The sequence below is a fragment of the Paracoccus marcusii genome, from assembly GCF_028621715.1.
In the GTDB taxonomy this organism is placed as follows: domain Bacteria; phylum Pseudomonadota; class Alphaproteobacteria; order Rhodobacterales; family Rhodobacteraceae; genus Paracoccus; species Paracoccus marcusii.
The window spans coordinates 1,872,501-1,886,933 of record NZ_CP117466.1 but is presented as its reverse complement, the minus strand read 5'-3'; the positions used below and the strand labels follow the sequence as shown (position 1 = coordinate 1,886,933).

General features: G+C 63.5%; 6 protein-coding genes, 1 tRNA gene, 2 rRNA genes and 1 pseudogene (1 of these 10 cut by a window edge). 4 read left to right on the top strand and 6 right to left on the bottom strand.

Features of this window, described 5'->3' with window-relative positions:
* Positions 1–162 precede the first annotated feature (162 nt).
* Complete coding sequence (locus PRL19_RS09375) at positions 163–6,498, bottom strand: peroxidase family protein (RefSeq protein ID WP_273742748.1); 6,336 nt, start codon at positions 6,496–6,498, stop codon at positions 163–165.
* A 415-nt stretch (positions 6,499–6,913) separates the two neighbouring features.
* On the opposite strand from PRL19_RS09375, the gene PRL19_RS09370 reads away from it, so the two are divergent.
* Entirely contained in the window at positions 6,914–8,389 is a 1,476-nt protein-coding gene (locus PRL19_RS09370) for a sensor histidine kinase (RefSeq protein ID WP_273742747.1), read from the top strand.
* Positions 8,382–9,074 (top strand): response regulator, encoded by a 693-nt coding sequence (locus PRL19_RS09365; RefSeq protein WP_273742746.1) that lies wholly within the window; start codon positions 8,382–8,384, stop codon positions 9,072–9,074. The genes PRL19_RS09370 and PRL19_RS09365 overlap by 8 nt, the downstream gene beginning before the upstream one ends.
* Before the next feature lie 277 nt (positions 9,075–9,351).
* On the opposite strand, the pseudogene PRL19_RS09360 reads toward PRL19_RS09365, so the two are convergent.
* Together PRL19_RS09360 and PRL19_RS09355 are read right to left on the bottom strand one after the other, a co-directional pair.
* Positions 9,352–10,589, bottom strand: a pseudogene (locus PRL19_RS09360) (IS3 family transposase).
* 35 nt (positions 10,590–10,624) lie between these two features.
* Complete coding sequence (locus PRL19_RS09355) at positions 10,625–11,050, bottom strand: hypothetical protein (protein ID WP_273742745.1); 426 nt, start codon at positions 11,048–11,050, stop codon at positions 10,625–10,627.
* Between the two features lie 472 nt (positions 11,051–11,522).
* On the opposite strand from PRL19_RS09355, the gene PRL19_RS09350 reads away from it, so the two are divergent.
* Together PRL19_RS09350 and PRL19_RS09345 are read left to right on the top strand one after the other, a co-directional pair.
* The gene (locus tag PRL19_RS09350; RefSeq protein ID WP_273742743.1) at positions 11,523–12,287 is read left to right on the top strand and encodes a recombinase family protein; all 765 of its coding nucleotides are present in this window, start codon (positions 11,523–11,525) and stop codon (positions 12,285–12,287) included.
* A gap of 47 nt (positions 12,288–12,334) precedes the next feature.
* A complete protein-coding gene (locus PRL19_RS09345) occupies positions 12,335–13,249 on the top strand; it encodes a recombinase zinc ribbon domain-containing protein (protein WP_337960276.1) in 915 nt (304 codons plus the stop codon).
* On the opposite strand, the gene PRL19_RS09340 is transcribed toward PRL19_RS09345, so the two are convergent.
* From PRL19_RS09340 to PRL19_RS09330, 3 genes are all read right to left on the bottom strand, one after another.
* Positions 13,206–13,282: transfer RNA gene (locus tag PRL19_RS09340), tRNA-Met, on the bottom strand. The two genes, PRL19_RS09345 and PRL19_RS09340, sit on opposite strands and share 44 nt — an antisense overlap.
* A gap of 61 nt (positions 13,283–13,343) precedes the next feature.
* Positions 13,344–13,458 (bottom strand): 5S ribosomal RNA (rrf, locus tag PRL19_RS09335).
* A 95-nt stretch (positions 13,459–13,553) separates the two neighbouring features.
* Positions 13,554–14,433 (bottom strand): 23S ribosomal RNA (locus tag PRL19_RS09330); it runs 1,953 nt beyond the window's last position.

The window sequence follows — 14,433 nt, the reverse complement described above, 5'->3', positions numbered from 1 at the left end:
TCAGGTAGGTGTGGGTTTCCTGATCAACGCATAGGTTGAGTTTGCTGAAGAAATGCCCCGTCTGCGGCAAATGACCAAGCTGCTCCTGTGATCTTGGGAAACCGGCTGGCATTGGAACCTCCTTGCCAGCCGGTCATGATGCTTATCAATCTGGATCAGCCGTCACAGGATGAAGTCCGATGCCGCCAGTTCGTGGATGCCTAGGATGCGGATCTGCGCTTCGGCTGCGACGTCGGTGTCCGTGTCGATCTGAACGAACGTGTCCGTCCCGTTGTTGAAGACGCGCACCTGATTGGTCCCGCCGGATGCGAAGCCTCCCGATCCCACGAACTGGAAGGCCAGTCCTGCCATGTCGCCGATGTCGATGACATCGCCGCCCGCCGATCCCGCCTGACCGAAGTCCATGATCACGTCCGACGCCGCCAGCGTGCTGTGGGCGGGTGTCGCGAAGACGAAGACGTCATCGCCCAGCCCGCCGACAAGGACGTCCAAACCCGCGCCGCCGATCAGCATGTCGTTGCCCGCATCACCCTCCAGGGTGTCGTTGCCGTTCACGCCGCTAAGCGTGTCGTCACCGCCGCCGCCCCATAGGTGGTTGGCCCCTGCGCTGCCGAAGGCGATGTCCGCGCCGCCGCCCAGGATCAGGGCCTCGACCGACTGGACGCGGTCGGACAGCGCTGCTGTCGTGCCCGTTCCCAGGATCGTCGCCGTGGCAAAGGAAATATCGACCGACAGCTCGCCGGAATAGGCGGACAGGTCCAGCGTGTCGAAGCCCGCCGCACCGGTGTAGAGGTCGCTGGCATCATCGGCCCTTGCCACGAAGAAGTCGTTTCCACCCCCGCCGTTCAGCGTGTTGGCCTGGTCGTTCCCGGTCAGGACATCGGCACCGTTCCCGCCCTGGACGGAGGCGATGTTGGCAACCGAGGCAAAGCCCGACGCCGTCCCCGCGCCCAGGTCGACGACGACGCCGGCCGATCCGGCGGCATAGACCAGCCGGTCCGCACTGCCCGCAAGATCGACGTGGATCTGCTCGACAGAGGTGATCGCGGTGAACCCGGTCAGCGCAGTCAGCGCGGCACCGTTCCAGGTTGCGGTCAGGGTCTCGTTCGCAGCGGTGCCAGAGATGCGCATCCGGTCGGTGCCATCGCCGCCGTCGACCGCATCATTCCCGTCACCCCATGCAAAGAGGATCAGGTCGTCCCCCGCGCCGCCCTGCACCTGATCGTTGTTGCGACCGCCGATCAGGATGTCGCGCCCAGCGCCGCCGGTCAGCTGATCGTTTCCGGCCTGGCCGAACAGGACGTCGTCCCCCGTGCCGCCCGTCAAGACATCCGTTCCGGCCAAGCCGTACATCAGATCGTCCCCGGCCCATCCTGCCATGGTATTGGCCGCGTTGCTGCCGGTCTGGACCTGCAGGCGTTCCGTCCTGCTGACCCCCGACGTCGCAAAGGTCAGATCCAGCTGGTGCGTCTGATTGAGGCCAAGCGTTCCGGTCACGGCAAGCGTCCCGTCGGCTGCAACGCCGAACAGGGGACTGCTGCCGGCAGCCAGGGCAAAGGTGCCGGGAACGCCTTCGGCGGTGATGCGGCCGATGGTGGCACCGATGGCCGGCAAGGCCGCAGGGGCGCCATCGACGTCCAGCGCCAGGTTCACGTTGATGCCGATGGGCGTGTCGATGGCGATGACCTGATCGGTGAATTCCAGATCCTCGACGTTGCGGATCAGATCGATATCATCGAAGGCCGCGCGCCCGTCCCCGCCCAGGTCGCGGACAGAGATGAAGCCGTCGCCGTTCATGTCACGCGCCGCCTGGATCAACGTGCTTCCTGGCAGCTGCGTGCCGCGCCCCTCGATCTCGTATTCGTCCAGCGCGCCTGCAAAGACCGCCCTGTCACGGGCCGTGCCAGGTGCCGCCGTCACGATCTCGCGGACGATGGACATGTCGCCGGGGTTGATCGTGCGGTCCAGCAGCAGCGAGGTCAGCGACCGCCCCCCAAAGGCCGGCGCAGAGAAGTCCGGCCGCCCGTCGGCACCCATCGCATAGACCCTGCCCGCATACGGTCCGGCGGCCGCCTGAGAGCTGTTCAGCGATTCCGCCGAATACACGGTTCCGTCGACCACGATGCGGATGCGGACATTAAGCCAGGCGTCGCCGTCGATGACGTCGAAGCCGCCGCGCCCCATCATGCGATCGGACCCCGCGCCACCCATGATCAGGTTACCGTCGCGGAAGCGTGTGGCTCCCGGTCCGCCTAGGGTCTCCAGCGCGCCGTCGAACCAGTTGCGCAGCCCGTTGATGCGGTCGATGCCCGCCGCGGTCAGAACGTGGTCGTCAAAGCTGCCCGCCGCATCCGTGTCGCCCACGGTCCCGCCACGGTTGTCGCCAAGCAGTGTGTCGTTGTGGATCCAGCCCGACATCCCCTCCATCAGGTCAAAGCGGTCACGCAGGATGTCCGCAGGCGCCGATGTGAAGATCGGGATGTTGAAGTCCCAGTTCACACCGGCCACATCGTATTTCGCGCTGGCCCAGTCAAAGCCGAACATGCCCTCGAAGCGCTGGACGCCGATCCCGGACAGGGCGATGTCGTCGCCCGATTCAAGATCGTAGTCCTGGTCGTTGCCCTGGCCCCAGGCCACATCATGGCCGATGATGGTCGAGTTGAAGAACAGTTCCGAATTGTCGCCCGAGATGACGTCGAATCCCTCTCCGCCTTCTATCCAGTCGTTGCCTTCGTTACCCAGCAGGTTGTCCCCGCCGGAACCGCCCAGGATGAAATCGTTGCCCTCGCCACCGAAGGCCTCGCCCGCGTCCTGACCGACCAGCAGCGCGTCCCGCCCCTCGCCGCCGAACAGCAGGTTGATGCCCCGGGACGACGAGACGACGTCGTTGCCCCGTTCGCCGCGCAGGAAGTTGTCGCCGAACGTGTCCTCGATGATGTCGTCACCGTCGCCGCCGAAGACCTGGTCGGCCCCTGCCCCGCCGTTCAGGTAATCGTTGCCGCCATCGCCCCACAGCGCGTCGTCACCCAGATCCGACTTGATGTAGTCGTCACCCTCGGTCCCGCCCAGGACGACATGTTCGCCGCCGCGGAAATGCAGCTCTCCGCCGACCTGGTGGCCATTCGCGTCGGTGACACCGGAATCCACCCGGATCACCTTGGGGTCGAGGCTCTGAATGATCGGGTCGTCCCAGACCGGGTCACGGCCAGCACCCGCGCCGTTGTAGTCGCGCTGTGCGATGGCGCGGTCCAGTTCCAGTATCATGTCCGGGGTCAGGAACAGGTTTGCGTTGATATGCGTGGCGTAATCGCCGCTCAGCGCCGAGTTGCGCATGACGATGTCGGCGAAGGTGTTCGCCTCAAGCGCGTCAAGCAGGTTCAGACCCTGCGTGCGCGACAGGTAATAGAACCGGTCACCATTCTGCAGCTGCTCCATCTGGTATTCGAAGATGAAGCCGAAGGTGGTGCCCAGCATGCCGCCGAACTCGGTCACCTTCTCGGCCAGGCCACCGATCCACAGGTCGACATTGTCCAGCCCGCCCCGGTCGTTGCCGGCGCCGTAGCCGCCCCGCCCGTTGAGGAAGTTCAGCCGATCCTCGTTCGTGTAGGTCACGCCGCGTATCGTCACGCCATCGCTGTTGGTGCCGTCGCCGAACAGCAGCAGGGTGGCAGCCTCGCGCTTGTCGGCGAGGGTCGTGGCCGAGGTGATCGACGCATGATTTCCATAGGCCGCGATGAAGTTCGCGATCGAGAACGGGTTCTTCAGATACTGCGTGAAATCGGTCCAGCTGGCATAGGGCTTCAGGTCCGGCAGGCCGAAGTCGTTGTAGAGCTGGGCCCGCGTCTCGTTCAGCGACGGGACGCCGGTATCGCGTGCCCGCGCGATGTTCAGCGCGGCAAGGTCCAGCGGAAGACCCAGCAGGTTGCTGCGCAGGGCGGGGACGATGAACTCGTCGATCTCGCTTCCCACGTCCGAGGTCAGGCCCCGGATGAACGCCGCCTGCGCCTCGTCCAGCGAACTGCCTGACCCCGTGAAGGCTTCTGGGTTCAGGAACGCTTCGATCAGCGACATCTGTTCCGCATCACCGTTCACCGGCATCAGCTGGGCGTCCAGCCGGTCCACGGTGTCTGTCAGCATCGAATGGCCAAAGCGATAGACCGCGTGCGCGAACTCGGCCATGATCGAGGGATCGATATCGGCGGAATTGGTGAAGACGAACGGATCGATCCCGGGCTGTATGCGACGGGCGAATTCCTCGAAGACCATGTGCTGGTACTGCATCTCGGTCGTGAACCGCGCAGCCTGGAACAGGCGTTCACCATTCCACACCAGATCGGCCGGGTCGACCGTGGCCAGGTCCGTGCCTTGGGCCAGCGGCACCAGCAGCCATTCGTTGATGAATGACACGTCATCCGAATCCAGGATGGTGTGCTTGTTCTCCTCGACCATGCGGTTGTGTTCCGAATGGAAGATCGAGTGGATCGACTGAAGGGCGATGTTCTCGTTGCCGCGCCCGTCGCCCGACACGATGTGCAGATCCAGCATTTCGTCGTCATAGGTCTGGGCGTTGTTGTCATCACCCGTGACGCTGTCCCCGTCAGCCGTCGTCGTGCTGCTGGGCGCCGCATGGTGGGCGATGTCCACCAGGAAGGCCGGACCGGCCGCGATGCTGCCCTGCGTCGTGATCCCTTCGGCGGTGCCCTCGCGCAGCCAGGGGCCGGAATGGGTCGCGTCGGGTGCCATGACCATCTGGGCATAGCCGTTCGGCCCGGTGATCAGGTTGCCATAGGCATCGGTCGCCAACAGCGGCACCCGGTGGACGTCCATGTCCTCCAGGCGGATGCCCAGGACCGACAGCGCCTGCGCTTTGACGTCGGCCCACGTCCCCACCGCACCGTCCAGAGAGCCGGTCTCGCTCGACGCGTCCAGCAGGTGGCCCGTGGAATAGGCCTTGGTCACCCCATCGATCTCGACGCGGATCTGCTCTCTCAGGAACACCTGATGCGAGGCGTGCGAAGTATAGGTCTGGTTCTGGTCGACGAACGACGTCGTGGCATTGACGTGCTGCTCCACTCCGTTCTCGTCCAGGACCGGGGTGGCCCGGGTCAGCGCCATGAACCGCAGGCTTGCGGGAAGATCGTCGCCCGTGCCGAAAATCTGGTCGGCGCCCGCAATCAGTGGGTCATCGGCCTGCAGCGGAATGAAGACAGTGCCGTTGCCACCCTTGTTCACGAGGTCCAGACCATGGTCGAAGAACTGGCCGAAGATGGTCATGAAGCTGTTGAAGGGCGCAGTCAGGCCGACATCGGGCGACACATGGTCGATGATCAGGCCCCCCTCCGGACCGGTGGCCAGCCCGTAATGCTCCAAGGTGTCCGCCAGGAAGTCCGCGGTCTGGGCGGGTGTGCCGGCAGTCTGCGCCTGCTGCACCGCGGTATTGTAATCCGCCTGCGCCTCGGCAAGGGCGGCCTGCGCGGCGTCTCGCACCGTCGCGGCGGCGTCGGCCTGATCCTCTGCCGAGGCCAGTCCGGCCTGGATCGCATCCATGCTGTCGGCGGCATGTCCGTCCGATCCCAGCACCGCCCCGAAGGCCTCTACAGCTTCGACTAGCGCCGCCTCATCGATCGGAAGGCTCTGGGCGGCGGTATCCAGGAACTCCAGCAGTTGTTGGGCAGCGTCGGCCACCGCCTGAGCGGCGGGAACGGCATCACCGCCCAAGGCGGTCGTCACCGCATCCGCGGCCTCTTTGGCGGTGACGGCGGCAGCCAAGGCCGTGGCAAGGGATCCAGTGACGTCGTTTCCGCCCTCCACGTCGGCGACAAGCACCGTCAGCGCGTCGCTGGCCGCGTCGGCGGCCTCCGCCGCAACATCCGCCAGCGGACCGGCCGAGGCGAAATGCCCCACGCGCACCTCTGCGGCATTGAAGGCTGAGACGGCCGCGCCATGGTCCGCGGTCTCGGCGCTCAACGCTGTTTCGGCGGCCTCCACGGCGGCGTCGGCCCCCTTGGCATTCAGCGTCGCCTGGTAGGCCACCGTGATCGCGGCGACGGCGGTATTCGCATCGACGCCCGTCGTTCCCACGGCCTTCAACGCCGCATAGATGGCCGCGACATTGGCGGGCGTCTGGTCCACGATCAAGTTTGAGATCGTGCGCGGATCGCTGTCCACGACATTGCCGCTGTTCCCGTAGTTCGTGTTCGAGATTCCAAAGAACGGGTTTTCGTCACCCTCGTTCGAATAGACCGGGTCCAACAGGCGCGGAAAGGGCGTGTCCCCTGCCCCGTTGCTCTCGGTTCCGGGCAACAGGCTGTTGTCGCTGCCGTCCACGGTCCGCAGGCCCACCGGCATCAGGGCCGCATCCGCGGCGCTGACGCCGTAGACCGCCTGGATCGCCTCCACGGTCGTCATGCCCGGCGTCGATGCCTGGAGTTCGGAAACCTGGATCTGCTTCAGAATGAAGCTCAGGTCATGCACGTTCACATGAAAGCTCGTTGCCATGATAATCTCCCTGACGTGACCAGAGGCCGGCGCATGACAGGGTGATCTCCCTCACCATGGGTGGAGAGGCGTTCACGTCGGCGCAAGCCATTTACAAGATACGTGGTCCACCCCCGGTATCGGGACGGCGGCCCATGTCGACAGGTTACGCCAAGACGGGCCGTCCCCAATACGGCGTTAGGTCCCCAGCAATGGCGACTTTCGTCGCCATGGCGTCTGCGACCGGCGAATCGCCGGATGGACCACACGGGCCTTGGCACAACGCCCGGTGTGGGCGCGCAGATTGCCATGCAACTTCAGGAAGATGGAGATTCTTCGGACCGCTGTTTCAGGCACCGAAATCATCCGGAACATCGCAATAGGACCGGATCGGAACTGATAACGCCTATGTGAACGAGGGGGCATATGCTACCTTGTGGACTACATCCGACGGCATATCCCGAAACTCGTGGTGGGTGGTTTGACCGGCATGTCTGACGCTCCTCTCCTCTCGCCGGAAACGCGCTCTCGGCCTGTCTGGCAGGGCCTGGGTCTGTTGCGGCGCCATCTCTCCAGCTGCGCGCTGATCGTCGTCGTGGGGCTGGCCATTCTGGGCGTCTGGACGGCATCGCGCCTGCAGCAGACCGTCGAAACGGAGGTCGGGCATCGCGCTGCGACCGTGCTTGAATCTATGCTGAACCGGCATGCCGAGGATCTGGCGGCGGATACGCTGTCGCCGGAACTTATCGGTGTCATCGATACGTATTTTCATGACATCTCTGATGCGCTCGGCATTTCCGAAATGAAGATATGGAATGCCCAAGGTACCATTCTTTACGCATCGCGCCCCGGCCTGACGGGCTCCGCGCAGCCCGTCAGCGACGAGCTGGCAACCGCGCTTGCAGGAGAGATATCAGTATCGGTCGGCGACACCTTCCACGTGGAATCCGGCTGGCCCAGCACCACCACGGGCCCCCAGCAGTTCGAGATCTATGTTCCGATCCGCATCCGTTCGCTCAACCGGATCGTCGCGGTGGCGGAGTACTATCAGAACGCGGCCGTCGTTTCGGACGCGCTGACCCGCGCCCGCTGGCAGACCTGGGGCCTGTTGACCGTCATCGGGGCCATGTTCGTCGCCATCCTGGTCATGATCCTTCGTTATGGCGATGCGGTGATCCTGCGACAGCGCACCGATCTGAGCGCACGGATGGCCGACCTGGTCCTGCTGCTTGACCGAACACGGGAGACACAGGCCAGGATCCATCAGCGCACCATCCGCCTGCAGGAGGAGCAGAAGGCGCAGCTTCGTCAGATCAATTCGGACATCCATGACGGAATTGGCCAATTGCTCACCGTCGCCCTGCTGCGCATGAAGTCCGCACCGCCTTCGAGCGGACCGCAGGAAGACGGGGTGCAAAGCGTTCGGCTTATCCTCGAAGAGGCTATGAGCGAGGTTCAGGCCCTGCTGAGCGGCACCAGCCAGAGACCGGTCGCCGAACTGCCCCTGGCGGACGCGGTTTCCGCCCTTGTCGAGGACCATCGGCGCCGAACCTCGACGGAAGTCCGCACCGTTCTGGCGGACCGCCTTCCGGAGCCAAGCCTGCCCGTCAAGGTCGCCATCTGCCGTGTCGTGCAGGAGGGGCTGCACAACGCCTTCAAGCATGCGGGGGGACGGGATCAACAGGTGCATCTGTACGTCGATCACGGTATCCTGGTCATCGCAGTCAGCAACGACGCCCGTCACGGTCAGGACGCATGCCGTGATGTCACCCGCCAGCCGATGGGCCTGCGCAATCTGCGGCATCGCATCGAGAATCTGGGGGGCATCTTTCAGGTTCTGGATCTGGAACACCACCGCATGGAAATTCGGGCCAGTTTTCACGAGTACAGCATGGAGCATAGCCATGAGTGAGATCAGCGTTGCCGTCGTCGACGACCATCCCATCGTTCGAGAGGGATTGATCCAGGTGATCGGGGGCTTTGGCGGATTTCGCGTGACCGGTGCGGGCCATTCCGCCGCGGACGCGATCGACCTGGTGCGGCGTAACGCCCCCGACATCCTGATCCTCGATCTCGAGATCCCCGGTTCGGGCATCGAAGCCATTCGGGCCATCACCCATGCCGGGTCCCAAACCCGCATCCTGATCCTGACGATATCAGAGCGGCCACAGGACGTGATGGAAGCGATGCGCTTGGGCGCCGCCGGCTACGTCCTTAAAGGGATCAGCGGCGACGAGCTGTTTCATGTTCTGAACCGACTCGTCAACGGCATCGGCCATATCACCCCCCATCTGGCGGCGCGCGTCTTGGGGTCGTGGGGAGCCGCGCCGGCGCTGGAGATCGAGGCAGATGCCAGCATCCTGAGCAAGCGCGAAGGAGAGATATACGTCCTGATCCGCCGGGGTTGCTGCAACAAGGAGATCGGCCGGTCACTTAACCTCAGCGAAAAGACGGTGAAGCACTATCTGACAAACATCTTCCGCAAGCTTGATGTCCGAAACCGCACGGAACTGGCGATGCACGCGTACAACATACCCACTCAAGTCACCCAGAACCGGATGCTGAGCATCAACTGCTCTCGAAATGCCGCACGGTGAAGTCATCCACGTCAAGAGAGAGAAACAGCCCCCGGTTTTTGCAATCGAACGCCCCTCCCGCAAGGCCTTGGCGCGGACCGAGGCAGAGAACGCGGCTCTCGTGACCGCTACCAAGAACAGGCCATATCACCCATGCCGGCATTCCTTGGCTGCGGCACCTTCGGCACGCGCGGCCCCACCTGCACTTCTGACCCTTTGACGGGTGGGATCCAGCACCCGGTGCAACCGTGATCACAGAAGTTTATCCGAAGTGACCTGCCCCCCGATCGTCCCTCGTTCATAATGAGAGTCTGCCTGTTTGAGATTGGTAGTCGGGGGGCGGTTTCATGGCAAGCGCGCCGGGCGCGGAGCCATCAGGGAGCGCAAGCGTCCGGCGCGCTTCGAGCGGCGTCAGGTTGCCGAGCGAGGAGTGCGGCCTGACAGCGTTGTAGTCGTAGCGCCAGAGGGCGATCTTTCGGCGCGCGTCATCCAAGGTGTCGAAGACCTCCCCGTTCAGCAGCTCGTCGCGCAGGCTGCCGTTGAAGCTTTCGATGAAGGCATTCTGCTGCGGCTTGCCGGGATCGATGCAGTGCCAGGCAACGTCGTTCTGATCGGCCCACTTCAGGATGGCCCGACTGGTGAACTCCGTCCCATTGTCACTGACGATGCAAGCCGGCTTGCCATAGATCCGCACCAGTGCGTCCAACTCGCGGGCCACCCTCGCGCCCGAGATGCTGGAGTCGGCAACCAGACACAGGTTCTCGCGGCAGCAGTCGTCGATCACCGCCAGGATGCGGAACCTGCGCGACGCCCCGAACGTGTCCGCCATCGAGCCATGGGAACGCCACTGGTCCGAGTGACCATGGCGAGGGTCCAATGACCAGCGCTGGTCGGGCATGAGGGCCAGGGGCATCGGCATGCGTGTGCCACGGGCGCGCTTGCGGCCGCGCCTGCGCCGGACCGACAGCCCCTCTTCGCGGTAGAGTCGATACAGCTTCTTCGGGTTCATCAGCATGCCCCTGCGCTCCAGCAGTAGTCCGATCCGCCGATAGCCGAACCGGCGACGCACAGCCGCGACCTCCTGCATGGCCTTGCGGATCTCCGGATTGTCGGGCGGCCGCTCGCGACGCACCGTCTTCGGATCGACACCGACCAGGATGCAGGCCCGGCGTTGCGAGATGACGTGATCCCGCATCGCTTTGAGCACTGCGTCCCGCCGCGCTTTCGGTGTCGTCAGGCCTCAGCCATGGTCCTTGGACCAGTGGCGTCCCATGGCTTCGATCCCAGAAGATCCTTCAGCACGATGTTGTCGAGCATGGCATCTGCCAGCAGACGCTTCAGCTTGCCGTTTTCGTCCTCGAGCGCCTTCAGCCTTTGGGCATCGGACACGTCCATGCCGCCATACTTGGCCTTGAGCTTGTAGAACGTCGCCGGGCTGAGACCATGCCGGCGACAGACATCCGCCGTCGCCATTCCGGCTTCCTGCTCCTTGATCATCCCAATGATCTGCGCCTCGGTGAAGCGGCTTTTTCTCATGTCGTCTGCTCCTTCGTGATGAAGCAAACTCTACATTAAACCGAGGGACGTTCCGGGGGGCAGGTCACCCAGTTGGTAGCCTCAGGGCCAGGCTCCATTTGAGGGATGTCCTTACCGGCCACAGATTTTCCTGCAAGGCGCACCACGTTTGGCGCCTGTTCAGACAGCCAGTCATACGTTTGATCCGTGATCAACGCCGATCGGGACGTGCCTTGGATCTGCATGGCTATCGCGGGCAGGCGTGCATAGGTCCATAACCGCAATGCCTCGGTGATGGAGGCCTCGGCTGCGCTCAGCTGTCTGCGGCCACGCTGAGCATCCTGAAGATCGACGAGCGGCCGAACAATGCCATGGTGACCTAACTTCAAAAGCGACGCTTTTTCGGCCGCGGTCATCACCGTATCCACGACGATTTCCTCCTTGGTCAGTCCAAGAATGCCGTGGAACGGTCGACTGAACACTCTGTCTTGCACACTGTTGTAAGCCTCCGTGTCAGGTGTTGAAGAGCACCTGAGGTTAACGACCATCACGGCGGGCGCTAACGTCGTTACCGAAGGCACGGCGCCCTCAGGCTTTTACCGGTATTCTTTCATTGCATCGGCCGACAAGGCAGAGATGTAATAGGGGAGCGCGTGCAAACTGTTCCCTCCCGCAAATGTCTGATTGAATCTCAAGATATTGCGGCACTCGCGCTCAGGTTGACCGGACCTAAAAGACGAGGTCAAGTCATATGCGCAGACAAGATGAGGCAACCCGCGTTCCAACCTTTGGGCAGCCTGAGTCCGACGCCTTCGACGCGACTCTTGAAGAGGCATCAAGCGCTTCCCATTCTCGGGTTCACCCTTCGCTTGTGGCGCTGGCCCGGGCGCTTGGCCGCGGTGCTGCCGAGGCGGACATTGCGAGGCAAAGGCAGATGCTTCCCGGAGACCGCTCATGAGCCGACCCCTTCGTGCCCTGATCTACGCTCGCTACTCCACCGACCTACAATCGGCCAGCTCGGCGGAGGACCAGATCCGCGTCTGCAGACAGCTCTGCGAGCCCCATGTATGGCACGTGGTCGAGGAGATGCGGGATGAGGCGATCAGCGGCGCCTCGCATCTGCGTCAGGGCCTTCAGCGGCTGCACAAGGCGGTGCGGGACGGCATCTGCGATGTCATCGTGGCCGAGGCGCTGGACCGGCTGTCCCGGGATCAGGAGCATATGGCGGGCCTCCACAAGCGGATGGCCTATCACAGGGTCAAGATCGTCACCCGGTCGGAGGGCGAGATTGACGAGATGCGGATCAGCTTCGGCGGGTTGATGTCGTCGCAGTTCCTCAAGCAGCTGGCTGAGAAGACACGCCGCGGCCTCGAGGGCCGGGTGATGGCCGGCAAGTCAGGCGGTGGCAACAGCTACGGCTACCGGGTGCGGCGCGGTTTCGACACGGGCGGCACGGTGATCACCGGAGAGCGCGACATCGACGATGCCGAGGCGGCGGTGGTCCGCCGGATCTTCACGGATTACAACAGCGGCCTCTCAGCAAGGACGATCGCGGCGGCTCTGAACGGTGAAGGCGTGGCGCCGCCCCGCAGCGGCGGCAGTGGCTCTGGCAGCTGGGGATCATCGACCATCCAGGGCAACTGGCGACGCGGCACGGGGATCCTGAACAACGAACTCTATGTCGGGGTGCGGGTCTTGAACCGGGGCAGAGCTTCGTGAAAGACCCCGACACGGGCAAGCGCCAGGCGCGTCTGAACCCGCCGGAGATGTGGGTGACGACCGAGGTGCCCGAACTACGGATCATCGACGCGGCGCTATGGGATCGGGTGAAGGCGCGGCAGGCCGGCATCCGCGAAGCGATGAACCCCGCCGGAGTCAACGATGCCCGCATAGGGCCGGAATGCGCGAGGCGACCGGCTTACCTGCTGTCTGGTCTGGTGCGTTGCGATTGCTGCGGGTCTGGATACTCGATGATCAACCGGACCCGCCTCGGCTGCAGCGGGGCGCGCAACCGCGGCGCGGCGGTCTGCATCAACCGGGCGACGATCCGGCGCGAGGAACTGGAAGAGCGGGTGCTGGGCGGGCTGCGCGACCGGTTGATGCATCCGGAGCTGGTCGCGGCCTTCGTCGAGGCCTATCGCCTGGCCTTCAACGAGGCAGCCGGGCGGCGCAGCAGCGATCATGACGCCACCTGCAAGGAGCTGGCGCAGATCGAGGCAAAGATTGCGGGCGTCCTGACGGCGATCGAGGACGGGATGTATCACCCGTCGATGAAGGCGAAGATGGAGGCTCTTGAGGGACGCAAGGCGGAGCTGACCCGGATGCTTGCGGCGACGCCCGAGCCCCCTGCCCTGCGGCTGCACCCGGCCTTGGGCGAGCGCTACCGCCAGGAGATCGGCTGCCTGGCGGAGGCAATGCAGAGGCCGTCCAGGCGATCTGTGGCGACGGGGATTTTGCGGGGTCTGATCTGTAAGATCCGGATGGTGCCGGAGGCTGCTGCGCCGGGCGCCCACGGTTTTCCACGTTTGGGCGAGCTTGCGGCGGTTCTTTGCCTTGCGGAAGGCCAGGCCGGCATCAGTCGCCCGGACATGCGAAAGCCCCGGCGTTTGGCCGGGGCTGGTGGTGAGTCTTTGACGGTGGTTGCGGGGACAGGATTTGAACCTGTGACCTTCAGGTTATGAGCCTGACGAGCTACCGGGCTGCTCTACCCCGCGCCAAGGTTGTCCTGATCGGGTTTGTTTCATCGTATCAGAGAGATATTGCGTTTCTTACCAGGTCTGGCGGTGACCTACTCTCCCACGTCTTAAGACGCAGTACCATCGGCGCAGCGGCACTTAACGGCCGAGTTCGGGATGGGATCGGGTGTTTTGCTCGCGCTAGGGCCACCAGACCAGGAAAGAAACGCTCAGCGTCGGACCCTTTGAAGGGTCTGATATTGTCCAAGGATGCTTTGGAGGAAGGAGGATAATCCTGCTTCTTCCGGATCAAATCAAGCCTATCGAGCCATTAGTACCGGTCAACTGAATGCATTGCTGCACTTACATCTCCGGCCTATCGACGTGGTGGTCTTCCACGGCTCTCAAGGGAGACCTTGTTTTGAGGGGGGCTTCACGCTTAGATGCCTTCAGCGTTTATCCTGTCCGTTCATAGCTACCCAGCACTGCCGTTGGCACGACAACTGGTCCACCAGTGGAACGTCCACCCCGGTCCTCTCGTACTAGGGGCAGCTCCTCTCAAGTCTCCAACACCCACGGCAGATAGGGACCGAACTGTCTCACGACGTTCTAAACCCAGCTCACGTACCTCTTTAAACGGCGAACAGCCGTACCCTTGGGACCTGCTCCAGCCCCAGGATGAGATGAGCCGACATCGAGGTGCCAAACGATGCCGTCGATATGGACTCTTGGGCATCATCAGCCTGTTATCCCCAGCGTACCTTTTATCCGTTGAGCGATGGCCCTTCCACTCGGGACCACCGGATCACTATGGCCGACTTTCGTCTCTGCTCGACTTGTCAGTCTTGCAGTCAGGCTGGCTTCTGCCATTGCACTCAACGACCGATTTCCGACCGGTCTGAGCCAACCTTCGCGCGCCTCCGTTACTGTTTGGGAGGCGACCGCCCCAGTCAAACTACCCACCACGCAGGGTCCCGGACCCGGATAACGGGCCGCGGTTAGACATCAAGAGTGCGAAGGGCGGTATCTCAAGGATGGCTCCACGAGGACTAGCGTCCCCGCTTCAAAGCCTACCGCCTATCCTGCACATCGCAATCCTGATGCCAGTGCGAAGTTGTAGTAAAGGTGCATGGGGTCTTTCCGTCTAACCGCGGGAAGTCTGCATCTTCACAGACAATTCAATTTCGCTG

What these genes read in the sequence shown, in the direction of transcription:
- PRL19_RS09375 (WP_273742748.1), bottom strand. Translation starts at nt 6,498, where the DNA reads ATGGCAACGAGCTTTCATGTGAACGTGCATGACCTGAGCTTCATTCTG.
- PRL19_RS09365 (WP_273742746.1), top strand. Translation starts at nt 8,382, where the DNA reads ATGAGTGAGATCAGCGTTGCCGTCGTCGACGACCATCCCATCGTTCGA.
- PRL19_RS09350 (WP_273742743.1), top strand. Translation starts at nt 11,523, where the DNA reads ATGAGCCGACCCCTTCGTGCCCTGATCTACGCTCGCTACTCCACCGAC.
- PRL19_RS09345 (WP_337960276.1), top strand. Translation starts at nt 12,335, where the DNA reads ATGTGGGTGACGACCGAGGTGCCCGAACTACGGATCATCGACGCGGCG.